At 59.8% G+C, this 14,250-nt stretch carries 15 protein-coding genes; 4 read left to right on the forward strand and 11 right to left on the reverse strand.

The genetic code is table 11. From position 1 onward, the window contains the following. Positions 1 to 57: 57 nt before the first annotated feature. The 3 genes from nepI to USG84_RS20945 form a co-directional block, all read right to left on the reverse strand. On the reverse strand, positions 58 to 1,248 hold the full coding sequence (nepI, locus tag USG84_RS20935; RefSeq protein ID WP_320738445.1) for a purine ribonucleoside efflux pump NepI: 1,191 nt from the start codon (positions 1,246 to 1,248) through the stop codon (positions 58 to 60). 65 nt (positions 1,249 to 1,313) lie between these two features. After that, complete coding sequence (locus tag USG84_RS20940) at positions 1,314 to 1,841, reverse strand: SRPBCC domain-containing protein (RefSeq protein ID WP_061096682.1); 528 nt, start codon at positions 1,839 to 1,841, stop codon at positions 1,314 to 1,316. Between the two features lie 97 nt (positions 1,842 to 1,938). Further along, a complete protein-coding gene (locus USG84_RS20945) occupies positions 1,939 to 2,391 on the reverse strand; it encodes a DUF1198 domain-containing protein (RefSeq protein WP_014830062.1) in 453 nt (150 codons plus the stop codon). A gap of 99 nt (positions 2,392 to 2,490) precedes the next feature. Between USG84_RS20945 and USG84_RS20950 the strand changes: the two genes are divergently transcribed. Continuing rightward, positions 2,491 to 3,393: a LysR family transcriptional regulator gene (locus tag USG84_RS20950; protein ID WP_221552135.1), complete on the forward strand. Its 903-nt coding sequence runs from the start codon at positions 2,491 to 2,493 to the stop codon at positions 3,391 to 3,393. On the opposite strand, the gene USG84_RS20955 is transcribed toward USG84_RS20950, so the two are convergent. The 8 genes from USG84_RS20955 to ivbL form a co-directional block, all read right to left on the reverse strand. Further along, a complete protein-coding gene (locus tag USG84_RS20955; protein ID WP_151412299.1) occupies positions 3,381 to 4,385 on the reverse strand; it encodes an alpha/beta fold hydrolase in 1,005 nt (334 codons plus the stop codon). The two genes, USG84_RS20950 and USG84_RS20955, sit on opposite strands and share 13 nt — an antisense overlap. Before the next feature lie 149 nt (positions 4,386 to 4,534). Continuing rightward, positions 4,535 to 5,932, reverse strand: coding sequence for a hexose-6-phosphate:phosphate antiporter (gene uhpT / locus USG84_RS20960; RefSeq protein ID WP_061096685.1), 1,398 nt, complete (start codon positions 5,930 to 5,932; stop codon positions 4,535 to 4,537). A 132-nt stretch (positions 5,933 to 6,064) separates the two neighbouring features. Then, the gene (locus tag USG84_RS20965) at positions 6,065 to 7,384 is read right to left on the reverse strand and encodes an MFS transporter (RefSeq protein ID WP_253540153.1); all 1,320 of its coding nucleotides are present in this window, start codon (positions 7,382 to 7,384) and stop codon (positions 6,065 to 6,067) included. Continuing rightward, positions 7,377 to 8,882: a signal transduction histidine-protein kinase/phosphatase UhpB gene (gene uhpB / locus USG84_RS20970; protein ID WP_253540151.1), complete on the reverse strand. Its 1,506-nt coding sequence runs from the start codon at positions 8,880 to 8,882 to the stop codon at positions 7,377 to 7,379. The genes USG84_RS20965 and uhpB overlap by 8 nt, the downstream gene beginning before the upstream one ends. Beyond that, positions 8,879 to 9,472, reverse strand: coding sequence for a transcriptional regulator UhpA (uhpA, locus tag USG84_RS20975; RefSeq protein WP_032626676.1), 594 nt, complete (start codon positions 9,470 to 9,472; stop codon positions 8,879 to 8,881). The genes uhpB and uhpA overlap by 4 nt, the downstream gene beginning before the upstream one ends. A gap of 82 nt (positions 9,473 to 9,554) precedes the next feature. Beyond that, complete coding sequence (gene ilvN / locus USG84_RS20980) at positions 9,555 to 9,842, reverse strand: acetolactate synthase small subunit (RefSeq protein WP_010426528.1); 288 nt, start codon at positions 9,840 to 9,842, stop codon at positions 9,555 to 9,557. Between the two features lie 3 nt (positions 9,843 to 9,845). Continuing rightward, entirely contained in the window at positions 9,846 to 11,534 is a 1,689-nt protein-coding gene (ilvB, locus tag USG84_RS20985) for an acetolactate synthase large subunit (RefSeq protein WP_151412298.1), read from the reverse strand. A 106-nt stretch (positions 11,535 to 11,640) separates the two neighbouring features. After that, a complete protein-coding gene (ivbL, locus tag USG84_RS20990; RefSeq protein WP_057979964.1) occupies positions 11,641 to 11,739 on the reverse strand; it encodes an ilvB operon leader peptide IvbL in 99 nt (32 codons plus the stop codon). Positions 11,740 to 12,059: 320 nt separating this feature from the next. Between ivbL and USG84_RS20995 the strand changes: the two genes are divergently transcribed. Genes USG84_RS20995 through USG84_RS21005 form a run of 3 tightly spaced genes read left to right on the forward strand, consistent with a single transcriptional unit; the run spans position 12,060 to position 13,854 of the window. Further along, positions 12,060 to 12,656, forward strand: coding sequence for a DUF3304 domain-containing protein (locus USG84_RS20995; RefSeq protein ID WP_151412297.1), 597 nt, complete (start codon positions 12,060 to 12,062; stop codon positions 12,654 to 12,656). Further along, positions 12,644 to 13,255: a DUF3304 domain-containing protein gene (locus USG84_RS21000; protein ID WP_151412296.1), complete on the forward strand. Its 612-nt coding sequence runs from the start codon at positions 12,644 to 12,646 to the stop codon at positions 13,253 to 13,255. The genes USG84_RS20995 and USG84_RS21000 overlap by 13 nt, the downstream gene beginning before the upstream one ends. Next, positions 13,243 to 13,854, forward strand: a complete 612-nt coding sequence (locus USG84_RS21005) for a DUF3304 domain-containing protein (protein WP_151412295.1) — start codon at positions 13,243 to 13,245, stop codon at positions 13,852 to 13,854. Before USG84_RS21000 ends, USG84_RS21005 begins: the two co-directional genes overlap by 13 nt. Positions 13,855 to 14,250 lie beyond the last annotated feature (396 nt).

Here is a 14,250-nt window from a genome sequence, read left to right on the forward strand (position 1 = left end):
GTCTTTTCACCCTCGCCCCTTTGGGGAGAGGGCCGGGGTGAGGGGTGGGAAAATTTACTACTTCGCCTTCACCGTCCCCGCCACCAGCAGCGCGGTCAGCAGCATCAGTGTACCGGAAATCACCAGCGGTGACGTCAGCCCCAGGTGGTCAAGCGCCACGCCGCCAATGGCCGCGCCGCAGGTGTTCGCCAGCTGGATCACCGCCACCTGAATCGACCCGGCTTTTTCCGCCTGATCGGCAAGCGTTCGGGTGATCCACGTCGACCAGCCCACCGGCACCAGCGCAAAGGCAAAGCCCCAGATAATCGCAATCGCCGAGGCAACCCACTTGTCGCTGCCCCACAGCACCAGCACCGCGGCACTCACCGCCAGCACCAGCGGCGCGCCCGCCAGCGCCACCTTCAGGGAGCGCTTCAGGAACTGGGACGACAGCGACGTGCCGACAAAGCTGGCGATACCGAAGCTCAGCAGCACCAGCGTCAGGCCGTCGACGTCAAAGCCCGCCATGGTCATATACACCGGACGGATGTAGGTGAAGAAGGCAAACTGCCCGGCGAAAGCCATAAAGATCGCGGTCATTCCCGCCAGCACGCCCGGGCGCTTCAGCAGCGCGAACATGTTCTGTTTATGGTGCGCCGCTTCGCCCGGCAACGACGGCAGCGCTTTCCACACCCAAATGATGCAGAGCAGGCCCATCACCGCCGCGGCGTTGAAGACGTTACGCCAGCCGATAATCCCGCCGAGGAAGCTGCCGAGCGGCGCGGCAATCACCAGCGCGATAGAGACCGCACCGAAGATAACGGACAGCGCTTTTGGCACCGTGCGCGCGGGCACCAGGCGCATGGTCAGCGAGGCCGACATCGCCCAAAATCCGCCGAGCCCAAGACCCAGACAGGCGCGCCCCAGCAGCAGCAGGGTGAAGCTTTCCGCGAAGGAGACCAGCAGGCAGGAGAGCGTCAGCAGCACGCTGAACAGAATGACTACTTTACGGCGGTCAATCGAGCCAATCACCTGAGTGATGAACAGGCTGGCAAACATCGCCACAAAGGCGGTGACGGTAACGGATTGCCCCGCCACGCCTTCGGAAATGCCCAGATCCTGCGCCATCGGCGTCAGCAGGCTCACCGGCAGAAACTCAACGGTAATCAGGCAGGCGACGCAGAACGCCACGGAAAAAACCGCCGACCAGTTGGGGCGCGAAACCTCTTTGGTCTGCGGTCTGGTCGTGGGCTGGATATGTTCTGTCATGGCGTCACCTGAAGATAAAAACGTGCGGAAAAGTCGCGCAGTTTATCATCAAAAGTGTGACGAATTTAACGTTTGGACAACTTTTCTTGCATCGCCGCATTCGCCAGCCCGACGATCCACTCCTGATGCCCGTTAATCATCGGGTTCGGCACGGTGCGAGCAAGTTCCTGCGCCGGTACGCCTTTCTGCGACTCCTGAGTCAGAATGCGCACTCGGTTTCCGGGCAGGTCTTCAAACAGCCAGGCGTGGATCACATCCAGACGAGAATTCGCATCCCCTTCCACCCAGCCGTGCCACGCGATACGTGCAGCCTCACCGTCCACAGGTGGAACATACTCCGTTACCTGCGCCTCAACCGGAAAGCCAAAGGTGGTGAAGCGAAAGCGAGCGTTAGCACTCAGCGCCGGGCCGCTGCCGTCATGGAAACGGATATCCTCGGCGTTACTGTAATAAGACGGCCACAGGGTAGTGTCGTTGAGCTGCGCCCAGATCTCTTTCGCGCTCAGCCCGGCGACGATGATTTCGTTAGATGCAAAGTTATCGGTGGTGCCTGGCAGGTAGTCGTTCGGCCAGATAATGGCGGATTGTTTCATGTTTCACCTCATCGTTTAGTGGATGAGGTGATGGTGCGCCCGTGAGTGGTATAAATCTAATGACGATGCTTTATACTCTTCATCACGGTTCGTGATATCAGTGCAGGTAAAACACGCCCTCTTCCGGCAGGAAGAGCTGGTTATAACGCAGTTGAAAGGCGTTCAGCTCCTGCGGGTCAGGCTCCATCTCGCGCATAAAGCCGAGGGCGAGTCGGATTTGTGCATCGGTGATCGGCGCGGCCAGGCGGGCTTTACGCAGCATACGGTGCCAGGTATGCAAATTCTCTTCGCTACCGTCGACAATGCAGACCTGCCAGATGAGCAGCACCTGCGCCGCGTTTTGCAGATGCGCCTCGTCAGGTCGCTCAAGGTAGCGGATAAACTCATTGCCCGGCGTTTTACCGAACTGGTCAATCATCGACTCTACCGGCATCGGGGTGATCCCCAGACGCTCGCTTAAACGTTTGATGGCGCGGCGGGAATCTGAGGTCAGGACACGAAACCCAACCACAAACACCACGGCAAGCGTTGCCAGCATTATCCAGACCATGCGTTCTCCTTAGACTAGCCGCTCATCATAGCGGGAAACGCAGCGCGTCGACAGCGGGCAGCGCCATAATAGTGAACGGAAAAGAGGTGGAAAAACGTCATGAAAGCGGATCTGCGCACGCTGGATCTTAACTTGCTGAAAACGCTCGACGCCCTGCTGGATGAACGCAGCGTCACCCGCGCGGCGGCGCGTCTTGCCCTGACTCAGCCCGCCGTAAGCGGCATGCTCAACCGCCTGCGGGATTACTTCGACGATCCGCTCTTCATCCGCGCCCCGCATGGGATGGTGCCAACCACGCGCGCCGAAGCATTAGCCGCTCCGGTGAAGCGCATTCTCGCTGATATCGACGTGCTGCTGCAGCCCGTGGCTTTTGACCCGATCACCGCAACGCTCACCTTCACCCTCGCCGCGACCGACTACGCCCTGCGCGCGGTGGTGGTGCCGTTTATCGCCGCTCTTAAGGTGCAGGCGCCTGGCATTCGCGTGCGCGTGGTGCCCGTGGAATCGGGTCGCCTGGTCAGCCAGCTTGAACAGGGCAGCGTTGACGTGGCGCTGATCACCCCGCATACCACGCCAGATGAGCTTCACAGCCGGGCGCTTTATGATGAACGGTACGTTTGCATGATGCGCGCCGACCACCCGGATGCAGGAAAGACCATGACCTTAGACCGATTTTGCGCGCTGGAGCATGTGCTGGTCTCTTACGAAGGCGACGGTTTTCGTGGCGTTACCGATGGCGCGCTGGAAAAAATTGGCCGCATGCGGCACGTGGGGCTTTCAGTAAGCAACTTTTTGGTGCTGCCGGACGTGCTGGCCCTCAGCGATATGATTGCCGTCGTGCCGTCACGCATAGCGGAAAACCAGACGGGAATGTTCGTTTGCGAGACGCCCGTTCCCGTGCCCGGCTTTACTAAAAGCATGGCCTGGCACGGCAGAACGCACCGCAATCCCGCGCAGGCGTGGCTGCGCGGGCTGTTGCTGGAGACCAGTCAGCGAGCCTGAAGCCCCTTCAGCAGCGCCTCGTGGAAGCGTGCGGGGTCCTGCATCTGCGGCGCGTGGCCCATGTCGTTAAATTCCACCAGCGTCGCGTGCGGAATGCGTTTCGCCGTCTCTTTACCCAGCACCGCATAGTTGCCGAGCGTCTTGCGGATCTCCGGCGGGGCGAGATCTTTCCCGATGGCGGTGTTGTCCTTCGTGCCGATCATCAATAATACCGGCATCTTCAGATCGCTAAATTCGTAGATCACCGGCTGGGTGTAGATCATGTCGTAGAGCAGCGCCGAGTTCCAGGCCACGCGTTCTTTACCCGGCCCGTTGTTCAGCCCGGCAAGCATGGTCACCCAGCGCTCGTATTCCGGCTTCCACTCCCCGGCGTAGTAGGTGTTTTTCTCGTACTGGCGAATGCTGTCGGCGCTGACCTTCAACTCGCGCTGGTACCACTGATCGACCGTAATATGCGGCACGCCGCGCGCTTTCCAGTCTTCCAGGCCTATCGGATTGACCATCACCAGCTGTTCCACCTGCTGCGGCCACATCAGCGCGTAGCGGGTCGCCAGCATGCCGCCGGTCGAGTGGCCAATGACCGTCACGCGATCGACGCCGAGCGATGTGAGCAGCGCGTGGGTGTTATCCGCCAGCTGCTGGAAGGTGTACTGATAACGTTCCGGCTTGGTGGATTTACAGAAGCCGATCTGGTCGGGGGCAATCACCCGATACCCGCTGGCTGAAAGCGCGCGGATCGTACCGTCCCATGTACCGGCGCAGAAGTTTTTGCCGTGCATCAGCACCACGGAGCGGCCGTTGGGGTTTTCCGGCTTAACGTCCAGGTATGCCATATCCAGAGGCTGGTTTTGCGAGGTAAAGGTAAAGTGTTTTACCGGCCAGCCGTAGTCAAAACCTTCCAGCTTCTCGCCGTAGGTGGGGGCATCCGCAGCCATTGCGGGGGAGGCCAGCGCCATCAGCAGCGCCAGGCAGGACAATCGTCGGGTCAACATGCAGGTTCTCCGTTCTAAGGCTGCACGAAAGGCGGCAGCAAAAAAACTGTAGAGCATGGAGAGGGGCGGGTGTGTAAAGCGGGGTAAAGGCGTAACGTACAAAACAAAAAAGCCCGGCATCACACCGGGCAAAGAAGTTACCTGCACACTCAGGCCGCTTTTAATTTCTGCTTCTGCGCACGATTCTCACGGCGGATCTTACGTTCTTCCAGCACCGCCACCATCGCCATCAGGACGATACAGCCGATCGCCGCGGCATCCAGCGCTGCGAAGGTGCCCGCCCAACCGGTGAGGCCGAAAATCGGCGTGCCGTCGGCGATCATCCCCAGGCCCAGCTTGGCGAAGCTGTCGCCGATCAGGTAGGCGAAGGTACCTTTAATCCCATCGGCAGCGCCGATCGCTTTTTTCGGCACGAAGCCAACCGCCGCCACGCCGATCAGCAGCTGCGGACCAAACACCAGGAAGCCGAGCGCGAACAGGGATGCCAGGTAAACGTACTGGTTGCTGGCGTGCTGGTAAATGCCGAGCGTGGCGATAATCAGCGCCAGCGCGACGCAGGCCACCAGCGCGCGACGGCCGTTGGCGAGGTCGGAGAGCCAGCCCCACAGCAGCGTGCCGACCAGCGCGCCCACTTCAAACAGGGTGAAGCCCTGAATCGCCACTTCTTTAGAGAGCTTCAGCTCCTGGAAGGCATACACGGTCGACCACTGGTCAATGCCGATGCGCACCACGTACAGGAAGATGTTTGAGAAGCACAGCAGCCAGATCACTTTGTTTTTCAGCACGTACTCAACAAAGATCTGCCATTTGGACATCTCGTTTTCTTCGGTCTCTTTGTCCTCTTCGCTGATCTCCTCGCCGAACAGCTCTTCGGCTTTACCGAGGCCGTAGGACTCCGGGGAGTCGCTGCCGAAGCGCAGGCCGATAAAGCCGACGATCAGGGCGATAATCGACGGAAAGATAAACATGCCGATCACGTGGCCGTCGAACAGGTAGTTCGCGCCAAACAGCGCCACGCCTGCCGCACCCGCCCCGCCGAGGTTGTGAGAAATGTTCCACATGCCGAGGTACGAACCACGCTTGCGGCGCGGGGTCCATTTGGTGATGGTGGAGTAGCTGCACGACCCGCCGGTACTCTGGAAGAAACCGCTCAGGGCGTAGAAGGCAATCATCAGGAACAGGCTGACGGAGCCCGCGCCCATGCTGGCGCTGAAGCCGAGCATACAGATGGCGGAGAGGATCAGCATAAACGGCAGGAACTGCTTGGTGTTTTTGCCGTCCGCGTAGTAGGACACGACGGTTTTACCCACGCCGTAGGTGATGGAAAAGCCCAGGCCAATCATCCCCAGCTGCGTCATGCTCAGCCCGTAGGTCGAGATCATGTCGTTCTGCGCGATGTTAAAGTTTTTGCGGATCAGGTACATGGTCAGGTAGCCGATGAAGACCACCAGATAGGACTGCATGAACGGTTTGAACCACATCTTGCGCCGCACGTCGAGCGGCAGATCCAGAGTCGGCTTGCGCACCTGGTTTAGGAAGGCCAGCATGGTTGGTTTACTCCTGAGCTGATTTTTGCAGCATTGTAAAAATCAGCCGGGAGAGATGCCTGAGACAGCGTCCAGGTAAAACCGGGAAAATTTCTTAGTTTTGCGCCACTCGGGGCGAAAAGGTGAGGCGCATCACATCATGCTGGCTTCGCGCGGAGCCTGCGCGTGCAGGAAGGGCAGCAGCAGCAGGGCGGAAATCCCCGCCGCGATGGCGATCACCGCGAAGAAACCGCTCCAGTGCCAGACGTCGATCACCCGCGCCAGCGGCCAGCCGGAGAGCGATGCGCCGAGATAGGCAAATAGCCCGACAAAGCCCGTCGCCGCGCCTGCCGCCTCTTTATGGGAACACTCCGCCGCCGCCATGCCGATCAGCATCTGCGGGCCAAACACGAAAAAGCCGATGGTGAAGAAGCACGCTGCCTGCATCACGTAGCTGGCGAACGGCATCAGCCACAGCGAGCCCACGGAGAGCAAAATCCCGGCGGCGAAAATCAGGTTCATCGGGCCACGGTTGCCGTTAAACAGCTTATCCGAGCCCCACCCCGCCACCAGCGCGCCGATAAACCCGCCCAGCTCGAACATGGTCACCGCCGAGTTAGCGGTCACCAGGTCCACGCCGAGCGTCTCGGACATGTACAGGTTGCCCCAGTCGTTGATCGCCGCGCGCACCACGTAGACCAGCACGTAGCAGAGCGACAGCAGCCAGATGTATGGGTTTTTCAGCACGTATCGGGTGAGGATCTCCCTGCGGGTCAGCCCCGCGCCCTCCTGCTGCTGGGCAATCTCCATCTCGTCGTGCCGCCAGTCGCCCACCGCAGGCAGGCCGACGGTTTGCGGCCTGTCCCGCAGGCGCCAGCAGAGGAACAGCCCGGCGACAATCGCCAGGCCACCGGCAATCATCATCCCCGCGCGCCAGCCGTAGTGCAGCGCTGCGGCCCCCACCACCATCGGGATCAGCGCCCCGCCAACGTTATGCGCGGTGTTCCAGATTGCCCACCAGCCGCCGCGCTCGTTGCGCGAGTACCAGGCGGTGAGCAGGCGGGCGCAGACCGGCGCGCCCCAGCCCTGGAAAAAGGCGTTCAGCGCCCACAGCAGGGCGAAGGCCCATAGCGACGTGGAGAAGCCGAACAGAATGTTCACCACGCCGGTGGCAATCAGCCCAACGCCCATAAAGTAGCGAGCGTTGGAGCGGTCGCTGGCGATGCCGGAGAAGAACTTCGACAGGCCGTAGGTGATGTAAAACAGCGTTGCCAGCAGGCCGATATCGGTGCGCGTCATCACGCCGCTGGCGAGGATTTCCGGCGCGGCGGCGTTGAAGCTTTTGCGGGTGAAGTAGAACAGCGCGTAACCGAGCCAGATGGTGATCAGGATATGGCGACGCCAGTAGCGGTAGCGGGCATCGATTTCAGCTTTGTCGCGCAACGGAGCCGCGCAGGTTGGGGTTTTAAACATGAGACGTCCTTAACGGCAAACTAACGCTGACGCGCGTCCCGTGAGTGCAGGAGAGGGTCAGCGTGCCGCCCAGCGCCTTCACGCGCTCGCGCATGCCCGCCAGGCCAAAGCCCTGCTGGCCGGAGCCCAGCGGCAGGCCGCAGCCGTCGTCTTCAATCACCAGCATCAGGCGCTCGTCCTGCTGCCAGCCCTGGATCGTGACCGCGCTGGCGCTGGCGTGCTTGACGATATTGTTCAGCCCCTCCTGGCAGACGCGGAACAGCGTCACGCGCTGGCCTTCGCTGAGCGAAGATTCGTTAATGCGCCAGTCGAGATGGCTGACAATGCCGCGGCTTTCCAGCTCCATCTCGCGCATCAGGGAACGCACCGCCTGCTCCAGCGAGAGATCGTCGAGCTGGCGAGGGCGGAGCCGTCCTAACAGGCGACGAACGGAATCATAGACGCCCAGCGAAAGCTGTTCGATATGCGCCCCGCCCTGCTTCACCACCGCGTTTTCCGCCGCCAGGCGCTGGACAATGCCCGCCTGAGTGCGGATAGCGGTGATGGTCTGGCCGATATCGTCGTGCAGCTCGCGGGCCACCTCCTGCCGCACGCTCTCTTCCGTCTCCAGCAGACGCTCCGCCAGACGGCGGTTGCGGGCCAGCTCGGTTTGCAGGGACTGGTTCAGCTCGCGCAGGCGCTGAATGCCCGCGCCGAGCAGAAGCCCGGTCAGGCTCTGGGCCAGCAGGGAGAGCAGTAAATCCACAGGATGATCGTGCCAGGTCTGGCTGGCAATCAGCGCGATGGCGTTCATCAGCGTGGCGATCAGCGCCCCCTGCCAGCCGTAGTGCCAGGCCAGGGCGATAATCGGCAGCGCCAGGCAAAACGGCGTGAAGCGTGAAAGCTCGGCGGGCAGGCCAAGCTGCAGCCACAGGCTCACCACAAACAGCAGCAGATACCAGATGAGGTGCCGGGCGCGCCAGTTCACCGGTTGGGAAACCAGCGCGGGGCCGAGGGGCTGCCAGACGGTGCTGGTGAGGTAGTGCCAGATCACGAGGCAGGTCGGCGCCAGCGTCAGACCACCGGTAAGGGTCAGAAGCAGGGCGTTAAGCATCTCCTTCTCGCCGATCCACGGCAGGGATTGTAACAACGCTGCGGCAATCAGCGCCGCCCCCTGACGCAGCAGCGTGCGCCAGTCGCGCTGGTGGCGGTAGCGGGAAATGAGCGCAACCGGGAGAAGCGTGAGCAGGCTTCCGGTCATCAATAATGGCAGGTGCGCGAGGGCCACTTCCTGCGCCAGCCAGACCAGCATGAGCCATTCTGCGCCGAGCAAAACCAGCCAGTAGCCGCGCGGGCACTGGAGCATTAGCCCCAGACGCAGGCCGAAGGGAAACAGCAGCACCGCCAGTTCAGGGCGCTCGACAAGATGCAGGCTGATGCTCCACAGGCAGAACCACGCGGCGGAGAAGATAAAAAAGCTGGCGACAACGGCGATCAGCCGTGAAAAGGCGGAACTCATTGCCAGCTGTCGAACATGCGGCGCGCCAGCTCGACGTCGTTGCTGACGTTGAGTTTTTCCATCAGGTTGGCGCGGTGGACGTGCACAGTTTTCGGGGAAAGTTCCAGCTCGGCGGCAATCTCTTTCACCGACATGCCCTGCGCAAGCTTCTCGGCCACCTGACGCTCGCGCCTGGTGAGCGGATCCTGCCTTCCGGCCGCCAGCTTGATGGCGATATCCGGCGTCAGGTAGCAGCCGCCGGTGGAGACGGTGCGCACGGCGGCGATCAGTTCGTCCGGGCTACAGCGTTTAGAGAGGAAGCCGCGCGCGCCCGCGTTGAGCGCCTGCTCGACCAGCGCTGGGCTGTCGTGAACCGACAGCATAATCGTCGCCATGCCCTTCGGCAGCTGGCTCAACAGCTCCAGCCCGGAGAGATCCGGCATCGAAATATCGCAGATACAGACCTGCACCCCGCGCCCCGGCAGGCCCGCCAGCGCCTCGCGACCGGAGCCAAACTCGGCCACGACCTGAAAATCCGGTTCGAGGTTAAGAAGCTGGGCAAAGCCGGAGCGGACGATAAGATGGTCGTCGATGAGAGCGATGGTGGTCATGTGTGTTCCTGCGGTCTGAAAAAGCCGGATGGCGCTACGCTTATCCGGCCTACAAGAGCGAAAGACGCTTACCTTAAGCGATTTACTCGAAAAACACCGCAATTTTGTTAAACATGGTGGGATCGGACTGGTTGCGCGCCACTTTGGTGACGTCTTCCAGCTTATCGATCTGCGCCATCATCTGCTCCAGACGCTGATCGTCGTTGACCAGCAGCCAGATGCGGCTGTGCTCGCTGCCCTGAATCGGCAGGCAGAGAATGCCTTCCACGTTAAACGCGCGGCGAGCAAAGAGCCCGCAGACGTGGGTCATGACGCCAGGGTGGTTGCGGACGGTGAGTTCCAGAATGACGTTATCATGTTGTTTCTGCATGGCTTATTCCCCCACCATCTCAGTATTTGCCGCACCCGGCGGCACCATCGGATACACTTTTTGTTCAGGGTCGATACGCACGTGGATCAACGCCGGGCCGGGGCGAGAAATCGCCGCCTGCAGCGCCGCGTGGGCGTCTTCTTCCGCGTTCAGATCGCAGGTGTGCAGGCCAAAGCCGGCGGCAATCTGCATAAAGTTAATCATCCCCGGATAGGTCGCCGCAAACACCCCCTGCTTGTAAAACAGGCTCTGCTGCTGGTGCACCAGGCCCAGCGCCTCGTTGTTCATCAGGATGATTTTCACGTCTAACTGGTTTTCGGCCGCCGTCGCCATTTCCTGAATGTTCATCATCAGGCTGCCGTCGCCGGAGAAGCAGATAACCTTGCGGTCCGGGTTGGCGAGCGCAGCGCCTACTGCCGCTGGCAGGCCGAAGCCCATGGTGCCGAGGCCACCGGAGGTCAGCCACTGGCGCGGCCGGTTCAGCGGATACGCCTGCGCGGTCCACATCTGATGCTGGCCCACGTCGGTGGTGATAATTGCGCTGTCGTCCACGCAGGCGGCCACGGCGTTGATCAGGCCATAGTGGCTCAGCGGGTCGCCTTCGGTTGGGATGGCACCCGGGAACTCGCGCTGCAGATCCGCTACCAGCTGGCGCCAGTCGGCGCGGTCGGCTGCGTCCGTCTGCGGGATCAGCTGCGCCAGCACCTCGGCCACGTCGCCCTGAATCGCCACGTGCGGCTGCTTGATTTTACCCAGCTCGGCGCGGTCGATATCCACGTGAATGATTTTGGCGTTCGGGCAGAACTGCTCGGTTTTGCCAATCGCCCGGTCATCAAAACGCGCGCCCATAACAATCAGCAAATCAGCCTCTTGCAGGATGTAGTTGGTGCTGCGCGCGCCGTGCATGCCCAGCATACCCAATGACAGCGGATGCGCTTTAGGCAGCATCCCCAGCGCCATCAGGGTCATGGTGGTCGGCAGGTTGGCTTTTTCCGCAAACTGGCGGATTTCATCCGCGGCGTTAATCGCCCCGCCGCCCAGATAGAGCACCGGGCGTTTGGCTGCGTTAATCATGGCGGCGGCGTCGCGCACGCTCTCAGCGCTGAATTCCGGCGCGGGGGCGCGCTCGCCCGGCTCCGGCAGGACGTCGATCTCGATCTCTGCGGTCTGGACATCCTTAGGAATGTCTATCCACACCGGGCCCGGGCGGCCAGACTGCGCAATACGGAACGCATCGCTGATAACCTGAGGCAGCTCGCTGATATCGCGAACTAAATAGTTATGTTTGGTGATGGGGATAGAGATGCCGTAGGTGTCCACTTCCTGGAACGCGTCGGTGCCGATCATCGAGGACGGTACCTGGCCGGTAATGCAGATCAGCGGAATGGAGTCGAGGCGCGCGTCGGCGATGGCGGTCACCAGGTTGGTGGCCCCCGGGCCGCTGCAGGCCATGCAGACCGCCGGTTTGCCCTGCGTACGCGCCATGCCCTGAGCGATAAAGCCTGCCCCCTGCTCGTGGCGCGCCAGCACGTGGCGGATCTGCGTGCTTTGGCTTAACGCATCGTACAGCGGCAGCACCGTGCCGCCCGGGATGCCCGCAACCGTGGTGATGCCCTGCCGTTCCAGCAAATGAACGATCAGCTGCGCGCCGGTAAAACGCGTCTTGGTGGATGTTGTGCCCGAACTTGCCATGCTCCAGTCCTTTTCTTCTGAGCCGACGTTCCGGGGAGGGTCCTAAACGAAAAACCCCGCCCGGTTTGCGCCGGCGGGGTTTTGGATTCGTGTGTTGATCCAGTCCCTACGGCGCATTGCCGACGACCACCACCACACGCACGACGACCACTGCGGCAGGTTGCGCAGTTTTTAGTAGGGTCGAAGTGAAGATGGATGAAGTCATTGGGGACCTGTGTTTGGAATCATTGATTGAATTTATACAAACACAGGTTTTAGGGCGTGACAATGGAAATATTTTCATCTGAGTAAAAATGCGTCAGGGATCACGTTTCGTTTGTTGAGTTTACTCTTCATTTTCACGTCCCAGATTTGCCATAAATGCTATTAGGTTCAGTTACATACTAATTCCTTATGAAAATCTGAAAATAGCGGTTCAATGATGTTGTGACATGCTTTATGTGGTTATTATTTCTTCGAGCCTAAGTACAACTACAAAATACTATAGCGTGCCGAGGGATACAGGCAGGTGTTAAGGAAAACAGCATGAATAAGTTCTACACAATGCTTTTCGCGGCTTTGCTTTTACTGACAGGGTGCGACCGGCCCGTAAAAACGGAACCAGCCCCGCCCGGCGGGGGAGGAACCATTGAAGCTATTAACCACACCAGATGGGCCATCAACCGCTTCAGCGTGAACGGGCAGTCCGGCCTCGACATTATCGGCCCTTATTCGGGTGGCGGTGGAGGCTGCTGCTTTGGCGTGAGCGGGCCGTGGACGCCCGGAATGACGGTGCAGGTTGACTGGGAAACGGGCGTCGCGTTTGCCAGCGATGTGCCGGAGATCCCACAGCCTGATGAACCAGATACCACCGGAATGAACCGGCATGACCGTTACAAGGCATGGCAGGCTTATTCGGATAAAAAGGAGGAGTGGTACCAAAAAATCAAGGCTCTAAATAAAAAACATACACAAATTGTCTCTATCCCCGATTACACCGGCCAGAAAACCTGCGGTATCACCGTTCACTTCCTGCCCTGTGACCAGGTGAAGGTCACTACCAGCTGTGCCGACTATGGCAACCCTGATTATCCCGTCAAAGACCCCGTGCATATGGAGAAGCCGACAGTATGTCCCCAGTGATTGCAGCATGGCGTACCCGCATTTTGCTGGCCGCAGCCCTGCTGCTGGCCGGGTGTGACCAGCCCGTAAAAACGGAACCAGCCCCGCCCGGCGGGGGCGGAACCATTGAAGCCATTAACCATACCAACTGGGCCATCAATCGCTTCAGCGTTAACGGGCAGTCCGGCCTCGACATTATCGGCCCGTATTCGGGTGGCGGTGGAGGCTGCTGCTTTGGCGTGAGCGGGCCGTGGACGCCCGGAATGACGGTGAAGGTTGACTGGGAAACAGGCGTCGCGTTTGCCAGCGATGTGCCGGAGATCCCTGAACCCAAAAGGCCAAATTTAAGTAATTTAAGTGAAGAAGATGCGAATTTAAGAGCTGAGCGGTATGACGAGATGTACCACGAATGGTTCAGCAAAATTAAAGCCATCAGTAAAACACATTCCCTAACGGTGCCTGTCCCCGATTACACCGGCCAGAAAACCTGCGGTATTACCGTTCACTTCCTGCCCTGTGACCAGGTGAAGGTCACTACCAGCTGTGCCGACTACGGCAGCCCTGATTATCCCATCAAAGACCCCGTGCATATGGAGAAGCCGACAGTATGTCCCCAGTGATTGCAGCATGGCGTACCCGCATTTTGCTGGCCGCAGCCCTGCTGCTGGCCGGGTGTGACCAGCCCGTAAAAACGGAACCAGCCCCGCCCGGCGGTGGCGGAACCATTGAAGCCATTAACCACACAAGCTGGGCCATCAACCGCTTCAGCGTGAACGGGCAGTCCGGCCTCGACATTATCGGCCCTTATTCGGGTGGCGGTGGAGGCTGCTGCTTTGGCGTGAGCGGGCCGTGGACGCCCGGAATGACGGTGCAGGTTGACTGGGAAACGGGCGTCGCGTTTGCCAGCGATGTGCCGGAAATCCCTCAGCCCGAAAGACCTAATCTAGCTGGTTTAAGCGATGAAGAAGGATATAAGGTAGCTCAAAAATATACAGAGCAAAGGAGAGAATGGCGCAGAATTATTAAAGACATGAACAAAAAACATACACAAATTGTCTTTATCCCCGATTACACCGGCCAGAAAACCTGTGGCATTACCGTTCATTTCCTGCCCTGTGACCAGGTTAAGGTCACTACTAGTTGCGCCGAATACGGCAGCCCGGATTATCCCATCAAAGACCCCGTGCATATGGAGAAGCCGAAAGTATGTCCAAATTGAATCCTGATAAAGTCTGGTTTCCCCCCAAATTTCCACGTTTAGGGAGGCTTCCAACCGAAAAATCTATTTTTTGGCAAAACTGCAGGGAACAAAGCAGTCTGGAAACGAAATATCACAATCAGCTTTGCACGGCCGCCAACCGACGCGTCTTGCCTCCCTGCTGTAAAACGCTCCATATCAGCCTTTTCTTTGACGGTACGGGCAACAACCTGAATCATGATCTCTATGAATCGACCCCGCCTCATCCGACCAATATCGCTCGCCTGTTCCGTGCCACCATAGGACAAGGCTATGCAGGGGGAACCGGCGCGCATAACGCAGAGCTGGTCGATCAGGACGGCGTCGCGCACAACCAGTATTACAAATACTATATTCCCGGCGTCGGGACGCCTTTTC

This window comes from Enterobacter sp. 168J2 (genome assembly GCF_034107265.1).
Classification (GTDB): domain Bacteria; phylum Pseudomonadota; class Gammaproteobacteria; order Enterobacterales; family Enterobacteriaceae; genus Enterobacter; species Enterobacter nematophilus.